Genomic DNA, 17,375 nt, shown 5'->3' on the forward strand with positions numbered 1-17,375 from the left:
GAATTCAGCAAATTACAAATAACCAAATTGATAGCTAATCAATCTCACAGGATTGGTGGCTAATTTCCTCTATACCCCAGCAGAGAACCTGATTTTCATCGAAGTGTAACAATTTTGGATTAAAGAAAAGTAATGGCAAAAGTAGCACTACAACTCCCATCACCTCCAAAATCTCAATTCACTGTGTTGGAAGGGAATGGAAAAGCTTCTTTAACTGACACTAATGGACATTCTCGAAGAGAATTCCCTAACGTTACCTACAGCATTGTCCATACAACTCCGGGAAGGCTGCGGTTTCGCCTACCTCGTTTACGCTGTGATGCCAATTATGCCAAGCGTCTCGAAGTATTGCTAACAGCAGATGCGCTGGTGAAGAATGTTCGTGTGAAGCCTGCGGCGATGTCAGTTGCAGTTACTTATAAATCTGATAAAGTTTCCGATGCGAAGATGCGATCGCACCTTCACGATTTGATTCAGGCTGCAAGTGAAGTAGTTGTTCTCAAAAACTCTACATCTTTATCAGAAACTAAAAAAGAGCCATCTTGGCCAGGTTTACAACTCTCTGCCGTTGCGACTACTTTAGCAGTCTTGGGGGGGCCGTTAGGATTACCGATCCCACCTTTGATAGTGGTGCTTCCAATCGCTTTGGCTACTTTACCTGTTGTCCAACGAGCCTGGGAAGGTATTAGGGTAGAACGAAAATTGAATATTGACTTTTTGGATTTTATGGCGATCGCTATTACTACCTTCCAAGGGCAATTTCTCACACCATCGCTGATGCTGGGTTTAATTGAAGTCGGTGAAAATATCCGCGATCGCACGGCTCGTTCTTCTGCTCAACAAACTCTAGATTTACTTAGTTCTCTGGGGCAATTTGTCTGGGTGGAACGCAATGGCGAAAAGCAGCAAATTCCCATTCAAGATGTACAGCGTGGCGATACAGTAATTGTTTACCCTGGCGAACAAGTGCCGGTTGATGGTAGCATTTTGCGAGGTAAAGCCCTGCTAGATGAGCAGAAACTAACTGGCGAGTCGATGCCAGTACTGAAGAAAAAAGGACAACCAGTTTTCGCCTCAACGCTGGTACGAGAAGGACGAATTTATATTGTTGCAGAATGGATAGGCAATGATACCCGCGCTGGACAGAGCATTAAGTTAATGCAAGAAGCGCCTATCCACGATACGCGGATGGAGAATTATGCCACGAAATTTGCTCAAAAAGCTGTTGTGCCAACTTTGGTACTTGGCGGGGCAGTATTTGCCGCAACTCGTAATCCCTCACGAGCAGCCAGCGTTCTAACTCTAGACTTTGCTACAGGTATTCGAGTCTCCGTCCCCACAACAGTTTTAGCAGCATTAACTTATGCTGCCCGACGGGGGATTCTCATCCGTAGCGGACGGGCGTTAGAACAATTAGCAGAAGTTGATACCATAGTTTTTGATAAAACGGGGACACTGACTAAGGGAGAAGTCGATGTTGTCAGTGTGGAAAGTCTCAATCCAGCAACCTCAAGATTGCGAGTGTTGGAATTGGCAGCCGCCGCCGAACAACGTTTAACTCATCCAGTAGCAGAGGCAATTGTTCGCTATGCCGAAGCAGAGCAAGTGGAAATTTTGCCGCGTAGCAAGTGGGATTATCAACTAGGTTTGGGCGTACAAGCTCTGATTGATGGAGAGACAGTTTATGTTGGGAGCGATCGCTTTTTGCGTACCAATGGCATTGATACCGCAGCGTTAAATGGTCAACAAAAATCTGCAAATTCAGCGATTTATGTAGCCAGCAACGGGCAACTTCAAGGTATCATTAAATATAGTGATCTTCTCCGTCCCGAAAGTCGGGAAGTCATCACAGCACTTTCGACGGTCGAAGGTGTAGAGATTCACATATTAACCGGCGATAATAAGCGAACTGCTACTGCTGTTGCTGCTCAACTTGGTATTTTGCCAACGCATACTCACGCCGAAGCTTTTCCAGAACAAAAGGCAACAGTTGTCCGCCAACTACACGAACAAGGAAAGACAGTTGCATATGTAGGCGATGGGATCAACGATTCGCCAGCTTTAGCCTATGCCGATGTTTCTGTTTCCTTTGCCAACAGTTCTGAGATTGCCCGCGAGACAGCAGACTTAGTGTTGATGCAGAATGACTTGTATGGTTTATTAGAAGCGATCGCGATCGCTCGTCAAGCCAAGCAATTGATTCGGCAAAACACAGGACTAGTTGCTGTTCCTAATTTAGCAGCATTAGCGATCGCCGTTTTCTTTGGTCTTAACCCCTTAGCTGCAACAGTAGTCAATAATGGCTCAACCGTAGTTGCCGGAGTCAACGGTTTGCGTCCAATTCTTAAAAGTCGTCAACATAAAACTCTACCATCGGCAAGATGATGCAACTATGCCGGCAAGAGTATCTTAAAAAGCTTTCCCAGATTTCTCAATTAATAGGAGGAAATTGAATATGGCTAAAATTAGTGATTTTGTTGAAGATGCAGGCGCTCCCGGCATTATAGCCGGAATTGGTGCAGTACTCTTAGCACCTGTTTTATTGCCCATTGTCGCTGGAGTTGGTAAACCCTTAGTCAAGTCAGTCATCAAAGGCGGAATTGGCCTTTATGAAAGAAGCAAAGGAACCATTGCAGAAATGGGAGAAACCTGGGAAGACATGGTAGCCGAAGCCAGAGCTGAACTCGCTGATGAAAAAGAAACCCCCGCATTTGAAGCTAGTGCCACCAATGCGGATAATGTCGCCGATAATGGTGCGTAATTTCATCTGCATATCAGCAAGTTAAATTGTTCGCCAAATAGGACTTCCAATTACCAAAAGAAAAGAACCCCACCCCCAACCCCTCCCCGCAGGACTACAGTGTACACACATCTTTATACAAAACCAAAGTCTTGTAGATCCTCCTAAATCCTCCTTAAAAAGGAGGACTTTGAAAGGTTTTTGCCCCCCTTTTTAAGGGGGGTTGGGGGGATCGAAGCCTGTGGGGTAACTCAAGAAGAATTGTCTGTACACCGTAGCCCCGCTTTTCGGGAGGGGAGACAAAGCACAGCTTTGGCGGGGTGCGGTTCTCCGCGTTTAATAAGTAATCAAGCGGACATAATATAATTTATGTTTTGGAAGTCCCTAGTGCAAGATAGTGCAAAAACTCTCTCGCTCCTCTTATTCCTCTGTGTTCTCTGCGCCCTCTGCGGTTCGTTTTTTATTAATTTTCCACTCATTCCTGTAAATAACAAACCCACAACAAAGAATCCACCTTCATACAAGTCAAAAAGGCAGTTGTATGTTGACAAATGGTTATAGCACTTACAATAAAATGCCGGAAATTATAGACAAACCCACTTTCAAAACACCACCAAAACCGATATCTACAAAAGTTGTAAGTTCAACCCCCGGAAGATTGCGGTTGAGAGTGGCTCATTCCCATCGTCAACCAGAAAAAATGCAACGTATCGCCAATGCTTTGTTAGCAAATCCTCACATTAATCAAGTTAAGACAAATTTCCATCATGGCAGTATTGTTATCAATCACGATGGTCTAGAAAATGTGCTAGCAACACTTAAAGATTTAGGAATAATTTTTGCTGATGTTTCCGAGGGTAACACCGAGGCAGCAGCAGGAGTATCATCTGCGGTTGTTGACTTAAACCAGCGCATCAAACAGTTAACACATGGTGCTTTTGATCTGCGGATTCTTTTCCCTTTGGGATTAGCTAGTCTTTCGGTACGGCAATTATTTAAGAGAGGGTTACAGCTAGAAATGATTCCTTGGTATGTTTTAGCATGGTATGCTTTTGATAGCTTTATTAAGTTGCATGGAACTAGCCAAGAAAAATCAGCAAACGATTAACTAAAAAGCTTAATTTATCTGCCAAATTTTGATGGTTTTATCAGAACTAGCACTAGCCAAAAATTGACCATCATGGCTAATAGCAACAGAGTTTACTGCCCCTGAGTGTTCTGTGATAGTTTGCAGTAACTCTCCCGTCTGCAAATGCCAAATTTTGATGGTTTTGTCTACGCTACCGCTAAAGAGAATTTCTCCATCAGGACTAACAGCTAAGGATCTTACCTCTTCTAAATGTCCAGTCAAGGTATGTAACACTTTGCCTGTAGTTAAATGCCAAATTTTGATAGTTTTATCTGCACTAGCGCTAAAAAGAATTTCTCCATCAGGACTGATGATTACTGATTTCACCTCACCAGAATGTCCGTTGAGGGTGCGTAATGGCTCTCCCGTGTGTGGGTTCCACAGCCTAATTTTGTTGTCAGAACTACCACTAGCAAGGATTGTACTATCGGGGCTGATAGCAGCAGCATTAACTGCGAATGAATGCCAAAGGGTAGAAATGCGATCGCCTTTATGCAAATTCCAAATTTTGATTTTATTACTACCACTGGCAAGAATTTGCCCGTCAGGACTGATTGCGATGCAGTTAACCGGTTTTTGATGTCCTAACAGAGTGTGAACGAGTTTGTCAGAATTGAGATTCCATACTTTGACATTACTTCTGGGGTGTTGATAAATACCAACAGCAAAATAATCTCCATCAGGACTAATCGCAACAGAGGAAATTTTGCCTAAATCTTCTGTGAGAGTGCGGATAAGTTTACCAGTCTTAAGATTCCATACTTTGATGGTTTTATCTGCACAACCGCTAACTAAAGTCTCAGAATCAGGACTAATGGCAACAGATGTGACTTTTTCTGAATGTCCAGTTAAGGTATGGCTGAGAAAAATATGTTGTACTGTTACTTGGTGTTTGAGGTTGGCGATGCGATTTAAAATTTCATCAACATCAGCAATACTCTGAGTATCACCCACCGCGACAAAATATTCTCTTAACTTTTTTACATATTCCTCATCTTTAACGCTAACGGCTGATTGCATTTCCTGAAGCGGATTAGGAGAATTGTTTGGTGATATTTGGCGTAGTTGTAACCATGTACTCAGAGAATAATTTAGCTGTTCGTTTGCCCAAGCGCGTAGTTTACCGCCGTAGGCATCGCTTAAATGGCATAAACTCTGGGCTAATTCTAAAGCCAATTCTGGAATCCAGTAACAGCGCTCATTTTCCAGAGCTTGGTAAACTTGTTTGTAACCAGAGGCGATAACCCCTAGTGATTGTAAATCAAAAGCATCTGACAGCAAACTCGGCAGCAACTCTGGTAGTAGCGGAGGTACACCACGATCAACCAGGTGGTAAATATCCGCTACCCAACCTGCAACCAAACAGTGATAGGTAATCAAAACCTGGCAAAGTTTTTCATAATCCTGACGATTGACTTGATATTGTAAAGATAACTTACTAATATCAATTCCTTTTTCATGCCATTTTTCTACCTTTTCTAAAGTTTCTAAATTTATCACATTATCTTTTCCAAGCTGATTAATTTCCTCTAATTCTTCTCCTAATGCCACAAGCTCATCTCTAATTTTCTTCCATTCTAATGCTCGCCTTTTAGCAGACTCTTCCAGAATTTCTCGATAAGGCAAACGAGCAATTGTTTTATAATAATAATTGTCTTGCCCTAAACCCCAGTAGGCAATCCTAAAATTTAAATAATCTCCATCATTTTCTGACTCTAAAATCAAACTTGGCTCTGTTTTCAACATTCCAAACAGAGCTTTAATACTTGATTCACTGTGAAAACGTTTACTATCCCAGGCTCCTGCCAATAACTCTGTTGGTCTAACTTGGCTGTGTAAAGAGTAATGTTTGTTGAGAAAATCTCTTAACCCTTCAGCTAACATTAACTCAATTTGAGAAATATTTTCATCTCTACGATCGCCAAATTGGTCAAAATCTACTTGCGGAGGAGCGATAAAAATTTTAAGTGGAGTATGTCCATAATTGGTGTGGTCTAAAATTTGTGAAGGGTATAATCTTAAGGGCCAGCTATCAAAAATCTTATTGACTTCTGGTAACTTAAGCGCTGTTTCTCGCTCTTGTGCGGCTATTCTTAACCGCGTTTGTTGATTATCGGCTACTAATTGCTGTTGGAAAATTCTTGCTTGTTCAAAATCTTCAACATCACCGCTTTTTTTATTTGCAGGATTTAGAATTTTGAGTATTTCGGGAATTGCCTCAATCGGTTCATATTTACTCAGTCCTAACCTGGATTTATTTCTATTTTGGACTAGCTCTGCAACAACAGGTGCAAACTCTAGTACCAGTTGAATTAGTAACATTAACCCTTGCTGCATAAACACATACCTAGAAACTAATTGAAGAAGAATTCAGAAGTCATAATCAAGACGCTCTCTACAAGACGCTGTGCTATCCGCTTTTTCGGTCAAAATTTAGAATGAATTTTGATTCCTGACTCTTGAATTCTGTTTTGATAAAATAAATAAGCAAGGCTTACATGAAATCAGGGTAATACTTTCATCCAGCAAATTCATACATAGCCTTGATGTTACTACTTGAGAGTATAGTAACTCAAACGTAAGACATGAAACTCGTTATATGTCAATAAATCTATGTGGTTAAATCCCTGTAAATTAAAATAAACACAGTATTAAAAAAACTTAATCAACTTGATAGCAACGGGAACTAGATTCACTACTGAGATAGATTTCTTCATTCAGAAAAATAGGTATAACTAGAGTAAAGTTAATGCAGTTCGATAAAGCGCTCTCTTAAAACATTAATAGATAAGTTTATCAGCTTGGTTACGTTTTTTATTTTTTAATTTCAAAAAATAGTACGATGACTTCTATAAAACGTTCTAACTCTGGCAAAACTGCTAGTATGAACCTGCGTTTACCACCAAAAATGGCAACTAAAAGCGTAGCTAAGAAAGCAGCTTCATCCCAAAAGATATTCTATAGCATTGTCCATACAATTCCTGGACGGATTCGTTTTCGTATTCCTCTGTTAGGCAGAGATACTGAGTATGCTAATCAACTTAAATTAGCGATGGAATCCGATCCTAGAGTTACAAATGTCCGTGCTAACCCAAAAGCTGCATCCATTGTCATCAATTATAAAGTAGGCGTAATTTCAGATAATCAAATGCGCGAGCATCTGGTTAATCTGATTCAAACTGCTCAAGATGTGGTTCTGCCAAAAGAGATAATGGCAAAATCAATCGTAGGGGCTATCTTTGATGCTCTAATCAACTTAATTGATAATACACGCAAGATTAACCAAGCACGTAATGTTCTTGTATATCGAAGGTTTAGAACAGACATTTGGGAACGGATGCTTTCTACCTCAAGAAGCATAATTAAGAGGTTAAAATCTGCCACCATGTTTATCTTACCTAACAAGCGATGGCGATTACGCGGCAATGGCGAGGCGAATTCCCAGCCTTTGAAACTGAAATCTGCCAGCGAACCAAATCTTATATAGTTACTAATAGTAAGTGAGCATAAATAATTGTCGTTGGGATAAGGCAATAGGCAACAGGCAATAAGTATAAGTGTTTTAGCCTAGTTCATTTTTATTTGCATAGCTTGATTTTCTTGTGCCAACTTACTTAGTAGCAATTAAAATGATTCCTGGTTAAGAGTAATTAGCTCTAAAAAACTGGGATTTACCATAACTCATGAAAATCTCTTTTATCTAGCCTTCAATTCAAGCATTTTATTATCAATAACAAATGGGTACTCCTCACTGTCAAAAACTTCTGAATCAAACCCATTGGGTTCAAGCAATACATACTGCTGTTAAGGGAAGAGCTAGATATAAAGTAAATGGGCTTTATCATTCGGAAGCTCTCAAAAGATATCTTGAATCGAGATTATTAGAGGATAAAATAATCTTGCAAGCTCGTGCTAATAGTTACACAGGGAATGTGCTTGTTAGTTTTCATCCAGACAACAGTTCAAATGCGATCGCACTCCTTATCCAAGAAATTGTCTTAGATTATCGGAAAAAAGTCAGTAAATCACTTGGAACTAGTAACTTGCATTCCTTTGGCACTAAAGAAAATATTGGTTTCGTTGGGGGTAATAATCGAAACATATTTGATTCAGCCGTACTGTCTCAAATATCTATGCAGCGACAATTAAACCAAACAGCCAGTCAACTTATTCCGGTTGTTTGTGTCCTTGTATGTGGCACTGCACTGTTGTACGCATATAATCTTGACGAGGCCATTTTGCTCTTGATCCAGAAGTTGCATACACCACTGCGCGATCGCATCATGCTTGGTATCACTTTTCTAGGCGATCCACTAGTAATGCTGATATCTTCTTTGGGGCTGGCGATTAGTCCGTTATATTCTAATCGTCGCAGGCAAGCAACTATCTTGGGTATCGCTGGAGTCGGCGCAATCTTACTAAATTGTTTAATGAAAATATCATTTGGTAGAGCGCGTCCAGCACTGTGGAAACATATTATTAATGTCGGCCAGCACAGTTTTCCTAGCGGCCATGCAATGGTTTCAATAGTGATTTACGGCTTCACTGGCTATATTCTGGCAAAGCAGTTTCCTGAATGGCGCTTTTGGATTTATGGCTTGACTGTTTTCTTGATTGCTGCGATTGGTTTCAGCCGGCTTTACCTTGGAGTACATTGGCTGACTGATGTTACAGCTGGCTATGCCACAGGTTTGGTGTGGTTAATTGCCTGTATCCTTATTTTGGAATCGGAACAACAAGGAATAATTGACGAGTTAGAAGGGCGGTTAGAAACCGCGTCTATACAAACAAAACCCACCTTCGTGGGTTAAAAATATTAATTTTCTCTTAGTCCGCGCAGGCGGACTTTGTTTGTGTAGCCGCGAATTCCATTCGCCCAGGCTTAAGTTGACACCAATGACAGATGTGCTACCCTACCAATGCACAAATTATTTTGGATAATTTATTTTTTGGAAATTCCTTACTGGTAACTGTTAATAATAGCTGCCAGATTTCCGATGCTCCAAAGCAGTGATACCATCATTTTCCAACACTTCACCGTGATTAATAACGGCATAAATTAACCATCTATCGCCACATTCAAGCTGATTTTGCACCGTACATTCTAAATAGGCTAATGCCTCATTCAAAATCAAACAACCATTATCAGCAGTTTTTGTGGAAAGATTTGCAAAGGGATTATCGCCTAAAGTGCTATGGCGAGAAAAATAGCGTCGCACATTTCTTCCTTCTTTGAGGATATTCAGCACAAATTTATCACCAGGATGATGCATTAAATCTGCATTTTGCTCGTTAGCGATCGCAATCATAATTCCTGGCGGGTTAAAAGTTGCCTGCGATACCCAAGAAGTTAAAACCCCTTTGTGAGTTTCTTCATCACGAGTTGTCACAACACACAGAGAACCAATGATTCGCCCCACCGCTTGTTCGGTACGATCTACATGGGTTTCTGTCACAACCTGGCGGGAAGTCCGCAGTTTTTTGGTTTTCTTCAAGTTTTGAGCAAACGCAGCACCTGCTTCTTGACACTGCTGAAGAATCTCAGGAGTCGGGCTAAAACGCACCCGAATGGTTTCAAATCCTAGTTGATAATTTGCATCTTTGAGCTTGCTTTCGATTAAATCAATTGCCTCGCCACTCCAACCGTAAGAACCAAACACCCCTGCTAACTTAGTTTTAGCCGCCACAGAGAGAACTATTCCTAAAGCAGTTTGAATTTGAGTCGGTGCATGACCACCTAAAGTAGGTGAGCCGATAATCAAGCCATCGCAGATTTCTACAATGCGGTTAATCTCCGCAGAATCGGCTAGTTCACAGTTGATTGATTCTACATTAACTCCATTTTGAATCAAACCTTGAGCGATCGCATTCGCCAGAGTTGCTGTATTTCCATAAGCAGAAGCATAAAGCAAAGCGACACTCAACTCTTGAGATTTTTGCCCTTGACACCATTGACGGTAATCATAAGTAAAACGACTGAGGCTGTAACGAACAACCGGGCCGTGTGCTGGGGCATAACATCTGGCTCCTAAGACTGACAATTTATCTAAGGCTACTTCAACTTGTTTGGCTTGGGGCGCATGGAGACATTCAAAATAGTAACGACGCTCCGCGTCTAATCCCTTCCAATCTTCATCAAACAAAGTATCTTCGCAAATATGAGCGCCAAAAAGTTTATCTGTGTAGAGAATTTTTGTGGCGGAATCGTAGGTACAAAGTCCATCCGCCCAGCGAGGAGTCGGTACGGAGATAAATGATAGAAGATGTCCTTGTCCTAAATCTAGAGTATCTTGCGATCGCATCGCTTGAATAGGTGATTCAAATTCGGGAAAGGCAGTTTTTAGAGCATTGGCGGCGGGGCGAGAACAAATTAAAGTGGCTTGAGGAACCAGAGATAGCAATACTTGCAAGGTTGCTCTGCGGTTCGGGTTGACATGACTAAGAACAATGTAATCTAGGGTAATGAAATCTAGATGTTGTGCAAGTTGCTCAAGGTAAATTTCGGTAAAAGATTCGCCGGGAGGGTCAATTAAAGCCTTTTTATCAGCTTGAATTAGATAAGAATTTGCTGTAGTTCCCCGTTGGCGGGAATATTCCACCTCAAATTTTAGTCTGTCCCAAGTCCGCGATCGCAAAATCAGAGTATTTTTACCAATTTCAGCAACTTGTACATCTCTAGGATGGCTGGTAGTTAAAGTATTTGCAGACATAATAACCTCTGTTAATCATTGAGCATGGCGGAAGATTCTACTCCCTATTCTTAATGGCTATTGGTTTCTGTTAATTCAGACTTAACTCGGCTTCTATAGCGTTTAGATACTTCTTGTTCGGGATCGATACCTTCAAAGGTAGGGGGTAGCCAAACTCGGAGAAACAATAGTACTCCCAGCACTAATAAAAAAGCACAAGTTGCTAAAACTTGACTCCAACTTGTTTCTAGAACACCTTTAACAATGACTTCTCGCAAGGCGGAAACGATGGAAACTTCAACAGCTACTCCAATAGATACTCGATGTTCCTGTAGGTAAATAATCAGCAGCCGGAATAACTCAACTAAGATAAGCAAAAAGAGAATATCGGCAGTAACAGCATGAAAATCTAGAGGTGGAAGTAAGGAGAGAAACATATCTCTCACCTGAAGCACCATGAAGCTAAATAATCCGATACACAAACAAATCACAATCACATCTTGGATAAATTCCAAGGTTCGCACAACACGCCCACGATTGATTTCGTACATCGTAATCGGGGTATTTTCAACAGATTTATACATAGTTTTTTGGGACTTTGTAGAGACGCGATGAATCGCGTCTGTTGAGGAGCAAGGGAGCCTAATGAAAAATGACCAATGACAACTGACAAATGACTATTTAATAATGATTGCCAATTTTACGGTGATGCGCGGCAGTAAGTGCATTTAGTTTGGCGACTCTTCCAGTTTGGACTGTGCTATAAATTACCCAATGATCTCCACAATCCATACGGCTAGTAATTTCACATTCTATGTAAGCTAAAGCTTCAGCTAAAACGGGTGATTCATTTTTTGCTGGATATGTTTTCACTCCAGCAAATCTATCTGCGCCAGGAGCAAAACGCTTGAGGAAATGTTTCATTAATCCTTGATATTTACCTTCTTCTAAAACGTTTAGAACGAAGCGATCGCCAACGTGCATCAAAGATTCAATTGCCCGATCTTTGGATACTGCGATCGCTACTCCTAAAGGCTCAAGACTTGCTTGTATCACCCAAGAAGCCAGCATTGCACTCTGAATTTCCCCTTTTTTGGCGGTGATGATGTATAATCCTGTGCTAATCCGCCCTAAAGCTTTCTCTAACTCGGTATTGATAGATTTTATCTGTTTAATGGTGCGATCGCGGTTCAGCCATTGACCCAAGTCTGTCCCCGCTTCATCACAAAGCTGTTCCGTTGCTTGGGTAGGAATTTCCTTAACTAAGATAGGAGGAAAAGCTTCAGTTAATCCTAGTTCTTGAAACTTATTACGTAAAGGATAAACAGGTTCATCATCTCCCCCTCCCGACTCTAATAAACCAATTGCCTGTTTCTTGTGAACAGCAGCCAAAATTGTACTTAAAGCAGCTTGAGCCATCACCAAAGATTGGGGTGGCATTGCAATTACTAAGCCAGAAGATTGTGCAACTAATTCTCGAACTTCTTGAGGCTCGGCACTATTGAGAGCTATTAATTCTACTGCCGCTCCTGTTTTCGCGCATCCATGTGCTATGGTACGAACTAAATGTTCACTATGCCCGTAATCTTCAACATAAAATAGAGCCACTAAAGTCTCTGTTTTTGCTTGTTCTAAACTCCAATTTTGATAACGCCTAAGCCATTCAGAGATATAGTGTTGTAATAAAGGCCCGTGTCCAGTGGCGACTGTTCCTATTTCTAACTTTTCAATCCGCTTTAAAGCTGTCAAAACAGACCGAGCATTGGGGCCCATAAGACAATCATAATAATATTGAAAATCTTCCTCAAGTAAGGTGATATTTTCATCATAAGTGTGGTCATCACAGTAGTGCATTCCAAACACATCGCAAGTGTAGAGAGTGCTAGTTTTGTGGTCATAAGTCAAGATTGTGTCAGGCCAGTGTAAGTTAGGTGCAGAGATAAATTCTAATTCGTGTCCGTTGCCTAAATCTAACCGCTCTCCACTTTTCACCTGTATTGATTTAAAAGGCTGGTGAACCATATTTTCTAGAAATTGAATAGCTACCTTAGCACCAACAACAGTAATTGAGGGAGCTAATTGCAAAATATCTTTCACTAACCCACTATGGTCTGGTTCCGTGTGACTAATAATCAAATAGTCTATTTTAGTTGGATCAATTAATCCCACCACTACCTCAAGATATAATTGCTCAAACTTGCGGTGAGATGTGTCAACTAAGGCTACCTTTTCTCCCTGAATTAAGAAAGAATTATAGGTTGTACCATTACGTAAACCAAACTCGACATCAAAACGTTCTCTATCCCAGTCGAGACAACGAATAGCAGTCGTTGCAGGAGCAATTTCAACAGTTTGAATCGTCAAACGTCCTGAGTTGGGAGTAACTGGAGTAAGCTCTGTGAGTGCAACCATTTGTTTTCTCCAAAAATATTTTTGTCTGAGAGGATGTTTGAAAAGTTTTGGGCGATTGGAAATCGCGGCTACACAAGCAAAGTCCGCCTGCGCGGACTAACACAAAATCAAGCTTCTTAACCCACGTAGGTGGGTTTCGTCTGTGTAGCCGCGACTTCTAGTCGCTAGGGCAAGTAATAATTTAGACTTTTCAAACAACCTCTGAGGAGAGCGTTATGTTTTTTATATTTACCTGAAATACTCAATTAGTAAAATGCCAATTTCTAAAGCTAATCATCAGAAATATTTATTCATTATTTAGATTGATTTACCATTTAATTGCTCAATGTTTATCATTACTTTTATCTTCAAGAATGAATGTGAGAAGATATAAATACTAAGTTAAAATGTTTATGGATGTCGTTAATATTTTTTCCTCCTCCCATACAACAAATCAACAGCGAAATCGCCCGTCACGCTGGTGTTGATCTGTATGTGCTACGCCTCGATCTCATGCACCCGTGGGTTAACGGCAATAAGTGGTTCAAGCTGAAATACAATCTTTTGGAAGCCAGAGAGAAAAATTTCACAACGCTGCTTACTTTTGGCGGCGCTTATTCTAATCACATCTATGCAACTGCGGCGGCTGGTAATCTTTTCGGTTTTCGCACCATCGGCGTAATTCGTGGGGAGGAGAGGCTACCATTAAACCCTACCCTGAGTTTTGCTGTACAGCAGGGTATGCAACTTGTGTACCTGAACCGCGAAATGTATCGACAGCGCAACACACCAGCACTACAGGAATATCTGCAACAACGTTTCGGCGAGGTGTTTATCATTCCCGAAGGCGGGAGTAATTTAAATGGTGTGCGCGGCTGCACAGAGATAATTATTGGTGATGCGATTGCATTTAATCATATATGCGTAGCTTGCGGTACGGCTACCACACTAGCGGGGATTGCACTTTCGTTGCACGAAGGACAAAGAGCGATCGCTTTTCCCGTATTGAAAAATGGCGCATTTCTTGCCCAAGAAATCGAAACTTTATTGACAAATTACCTCGCCTCTGATTTACCCACACCATATAATTCTCCCGCTTCCTGGGAATTAATGTGTGATTATCACTTCGGCGGCTATGCAAAGGTGAACGATGAGTTACTACTATTCAGCCAGCAGTTCACACAGAAACATGGCGTACCTCTCGATTACGTATATACCGCCAAAATGTTTTACGGAGTGATGGATTTACTAAAGCAGGGATTTTTTTGTAAAGGCGATCGCTTGTTGCTGGTACACACAGGAGGCTTACAAGGAAATGTCGGTATGAAGGAGCGATCGCAATTCGGTTCGGTTAAGCCAAACACTAAATAGACTGAGGGTTATTACCCAAGTGTAGTGAGATTGAATGCAACTTAAATAACTCTCACTTATTAATCTTTTTATTTAGTTTGGATAGGTAATTCAATTACAAACTCTGTACCCTTACCTTGGGTTGAATGGCAAGTTAGCTTACCGTGATGATTCTTAACTACAATTTGGTAAGAAATAGATAAACCTAGCCCTGTTCCTTTCCCAATGGGTTTTGTGGTGTAGAAAGCATCGAATACTTTTATCTGCTCTGCTTCGCTGATTCCTGAGCCATTGTCTGCAATTCGGAGAATAACTCGTTCTCCAATTGACTCAGTTTTAATCCAAATCACACCAAGATATTTGGAGTTTTCCTCAAAGTCTTGATTTTTTTGAATTTCTTCAATTGCATCAACCGCATTGCATATCAAATTCATAAATACCTGATTTATTTCGCCTGGATAGCACTCAATCGATGGTAATTCTCCATATTCTTTGATTACTTTGATTGCCCGACAATGACCATTTGCTTTGAGTCGATGACCGAGAATGAGTAGTGTGCTTTCTAGACCTTCATGCAGGTTAGCTAATTTCTTGCCTGCTTCTCTATGGCGAGAAAACTTATTCAATGATGATACAATTTCTGTAACCCGATCTGTACCAACTTGCATTGATTGAATAATTTTAGATAAATCATTTAATAAAAAGCTAATATCTTTTGTTTGAATAGCATTTTTAATTTCAATAGGTGGGTCGGGCAGATACTTTTGATATAGCTTGAGTAAATCAACAATCTCCTGAACATACTGTTCCACAAAATTTAAGTTGCCAGCGATAAAATTAATAGGATTATTCACCTCATGGGCAATTCCTGCTGTTAGATAACCCAAAGCTGCTACCTTTTCTGCTTGGATCAGTTGGGTTTGAGCCTGTTGTAATTCGGTGTTTTTGGCAATTAAGGTTTTTGTCAAATTTCTCAGTTTAAGTTGGTGCTCTATTCGCACCAAGACCTCTTCATACTGAAAAGGTTTGGTAATATAGTCTACGGCTCCCAATCGCAATCCTTTAATTTTCTCAGTAGTATCTGAAAGAGCAGTCATAAAAATGATTGGAATATCCTGAATACGAGGATCGCTTTTTATGTGTTTACAAGTTTCAAATCCATCGATGCCTGGCATCATCACATCAAGCAAAATTAAATCAGGTAAATGATCGCTGTCTAATCTTTGTATGGCTTTTTCACCACTACGAGTTGCCCAAACTTCAAAGCTAGACTGATCCAAAAAGCTCGATAAAACTTGTAAGTTGGCAGGGTTATCGTCAACGACTAAAACAATTCCTCTGGCAGGATCGCGATTCGGGGAATTCTTTTGATCGCGTATCGTCGCTGTCATGTTGTTTCTACTCCATATTGAGTTAAGAAGTTGAGGATTAAATCTTCGTCAAATTGCCGAGCTAATTGCCGTAATTGGTTAGCAAAAGGAGCGAAGTTTGTGTCTGTTCCCTCCAGTTGATCAGCCAATTTGAGAATGGCATTGAAGTTACCTTTACTGGCTAAAACCATCAGTTCCCGCAATACATCGGGGGAAGGAGAAATCAAATTATCTGGAGGGCTATTACGTGTTGTAGTCGAAGAGTTGATTCTTTGTTGCTCAGGCTGAGACTGCTGGTAAATCCATGCCAAACCTAAGTGGAACTCTAATTGATGTAGTAATTCATCTACTTGTATAGGTTTGCTCAAAAAGGTGTCACCTCCTGCTTCCAGACTGCGATGTTGGTCTGTTTCAAAGACACTAGCAGAAGAGACAATAATCTTGACATCCTGGATATCTGGGGTATGACGCAGGTGTTGAATTAATTCAAACCCATCCATTTCTGGCATGAGCAAATCTGTAATTACCAAGTCTGGTTTCAGGGCGATCGCTTTTTCTAAACCTTCTTGACCGTTGCTAGCTTCAACTACATTGAAACCCAGTGGTTGCAGTAAGTTGGTAATTACTGTCCGATTCTCCCAGCGATCGTCCACCATCAAGATAGTGCGGGGGCTACCTTCAAAACCAATGATTTGTCCCTTGGATGCAACCATAGCAGATTGTACCCATTCCCTTGCTTCGGCGATCGCAATTTCAAACCAGAAAGTACTACCCTGACCGATCTGACTTTTAACGTGGATATCCCCACCCATCATCTGCACTAACTGCCGAGTAATAGCTAAACCCAGCCCTGTCCCTTCCGTCTGACGCTTTTTCTCACCTACTTGTTCAAATGGCAAAAAAATCTTGGCTAACTCGCTTGGAGTTATCCCAATTCCCGTATCTTCTACACTAAAGTGAATGCGATATTTTACCGTCTGTCCATCAGCAGGAAGTTGATCGATTACCTCAACCTTGAAACTAACCTTGCCCTCATCTGTAAATTTGATGGCGTTCCCCAGCAGATTTAGGAGAACTTGACGTAACCTTTTGACATCTACATGAACTCCATTAGGCAAGTTGATCGCGGGTTCATAGACAAACAAAATACCCTTTTGTTCTGCCCGAATCTGGCAAATTTCCCCGATCCCCTGTAAAAAAGACGGGAAATGCACATCCTGCTGATGCAGTTCCAGCTTTCGCGCTTCAATTTTAGAAAGATCCAAAATGTCATTGATTAAAGTCAGCAGATGAGAGCCACATTGTTCAATGATGTTTACATGATATTGCTCTGACTCCGGCAAACCTTTGGAACGCAGCAAAATTTGAGCACAACCCAAAATACCATTCAAAGGCGTTCGCAGTTCATGACTCATGTTGGCTAAAAATTCGCTCTTAGCACGGTTTGCGCTATCAGCCGTTTCTTTAGACTTTTTCAGTTGAGCCTGTTCAAACGCTTGCACCCACCACAAAACAGTAATCATCGTAACTGTCAGTCCCCCCACAATTAGGGCGATCAAATCGAGGAATTGCAGTCGAGATTCAATATTTTGGCGCGGAATCACTAGAGCCACAGACCAATTAGCTTCTCGCAACGACACATAAGCAATATACGCCTTATGTGAATTAAGGGAGAGGATGTTGCTCAAAAGTAAGGACATCAATAC

12 protein-coding genes are annotated in these 17,375 nt (G+C 41.0%); 6 read left to right on the forward strand and 6 right to left on the reverse strand.

Going from position 1 to position 17,375, the window contains the following annotated elements; translation table 11 throughout:
* Window positions 1-132: 132 nt before the first annotated feature.
* The 3 genes from ABF638_RS10980 to ABF638_RS10990 all read left to right on the forward strand — a co-directional run bounded on the left by ABF638_RS10980 (window position 133) and on the right by ABF638_RS10990 (window position 3,848).
* Entirely contained in the window at window positions 133-2,385 is a 2,253-nt protein-coding gene (locus ABF638_RS10980) for a heavy metal translocating P-type ATPase (protein ID WP_435022750.1), read from the forward strand.
* 70 nt (window positions 2,386-2,455) lie between these two features.
* Entirely contained in the window at window positions 2,456-2,761 is a 306-nt protein-coding gene (locus tag ABF638_RS10985) for a DUF5132 domain-containing protein (protein WP_435022752.1), read from the forward strand.
* Window positions 2,762-3,281: 520 nt separating this feature from the next.
* Window positions 3,282-3,848 (forward strand): HMA2 domain-containing protein, encoded by a 567-nt coding sequence (locus ABF638_RS10990; RefSeq protein ID WP_435022754.1) that lies wholly within the window; start codon window positions 3,282-3,284, stop codon window positions 3,846-3,848.
* 9 nt (window positions 3,849-3,857) lie between these two features.
* Here ABF638_RS10990 and ABF638_RS10995 read toward each other — a convergent pair whose 3' ends face one another.
* Complete coding sequence (locus ABF638_RS10995; protein ID WP_435022756.1) at window positions 3,858-6,206, reverse strand: WD40 repeat domain-containing protein; 2,349 nt, start codon at window positions 6,204-6,206, stop codon at window positions 3,858-3,860.
* Window positions 6,207-6,711: 505 nt separating this feature from the next.
* Between ABF638_RS10995 and ABF638_RS11000 the strand changes: the two genes are divergently transcribed.
* Window positions 6,712-7,356, forward strand: coding sequence for an HMA2 domain-containing protein (locus tag ABF638_RS11000; RefSeq protein WP_435022758.1), 645 nt, complete (start codon window positions 6,712-6,714; stop codon window positions 7,354-7,356).
* Window positions 7,357-7,606: 250 nt separating this feature from the next.
* Entirely contained in the window at window positions 7,607-8,680 is a 1,074-nt protein-coding gene (locus ABF638_RS11005) for a phosphatase PAP2 family protein (RefSeq protein WP_435022760.1), read from the forward strand.
* Window positions 8,681-8,842: 162 nt separating this feature from the next.
* Here ABF638_RS11005 and ABF638_RS11010 read toward each other — a convergent pair whose 3' ends face one another.
* The 3 genes from ABF638_RS11010 to ABF638_RS11020 all read right to left on the reverse strand — a co-directional run bounded on the left by ABF638_RS11010 (window position 8,843) and on the right by ABF638_RS11020 (window position 12,970).
* Window positions 8,843-10,579, reverse strand: coding sequence for a diflavin flavoprotein (locus ABF638_RS11010; protein WP_435022762.1), 1,737 nt, complete (start codon window positions 10,577-10,579; stop codon window positions 8,843-8,845).
* Between the two features lie 50 nt (window positions 10,580-10,629).
* The gene (locus tag ABF638_RS11015; protein ID WP_435022764.1) at window positions 10,630-11,142 is read right to left on the reverse strand and encodes a phosphate-starvation-inducible PsiE family protein; all 513 of its coding nucleotides are present in this window, start codon (window positions 11,140-11,142) and stop codon (window positions 10,630-10,632) included.
* A 97-nt stretch (window positions 11,143-11,239) separates the two neighbouring features.
* The gene (locus ABF638_RS11020) at window positions 11,240-12,970 is read right to left on the reverse strand and encodes a diflavin flavoprotein (RefSeq protein WP_435022766.1); all 1,731 of its coding nucleotides are present in this window, start codon (window positions 12,968-12,970) and stop codon (window positions 11,240-11,242) included.
* A gap of 396 nt (window positions 12,971-13,366) precedes the next feature.
* Between ABF638_RS11020 and ABF638_RS11025 the strand changes: the two genes are divergently transcribed.
* A complete protein-coding gene (locus tag ABF638_RS11025) occupies window positions 13,367-14,320 on the forward strand; it encodes a 1-aminocyclopropane-1-carboxylate deaminase/D-cysteine desulfhydrase (protein ID WP_435022768.1) in 954 nt (317 codons plus the stop codon).
* A gap of 68 nt (window positions 14,321-14,388) precedes the next feature.
* Here ABF638_RS11025 and ABF638_RS11030 read toward each other — a convergent pair whose 3' ends face one another.
* Complete coding sequence (locus tag ABF638_RS11030; RefSeq protein WP_435022770.1) at window positions 14,389-15,690, reverse strand: sensor histidine kinase; 1,302 nt, start codon at window positions 15,688-15,690, stop codon at window positions 14,389-14,391.
* The coding region (locus ABF638_RS11035; RefSeq protein ID WP_435022772.1) for an ATP-binding protein at window positions 15,687-17,375 on the reverse strand (1,689 nt) is incomplete at its 5' end. The genes ABF638_RS11030 and ABF638_RS11035, both read right to left, overlap by 4 nt.

Origin of the sequence: Nostoc sp. CALU 1950 (assembly GCF_051172895.1) — a bacterium.
Taxonomy (GTDB): domain Bacteria; phylum Cyanobacteriota; class Cyanobacteriia; order Cyanobacteriales; family Nostocaceae; genus Nostoc; species Nostoc edaphicum_A.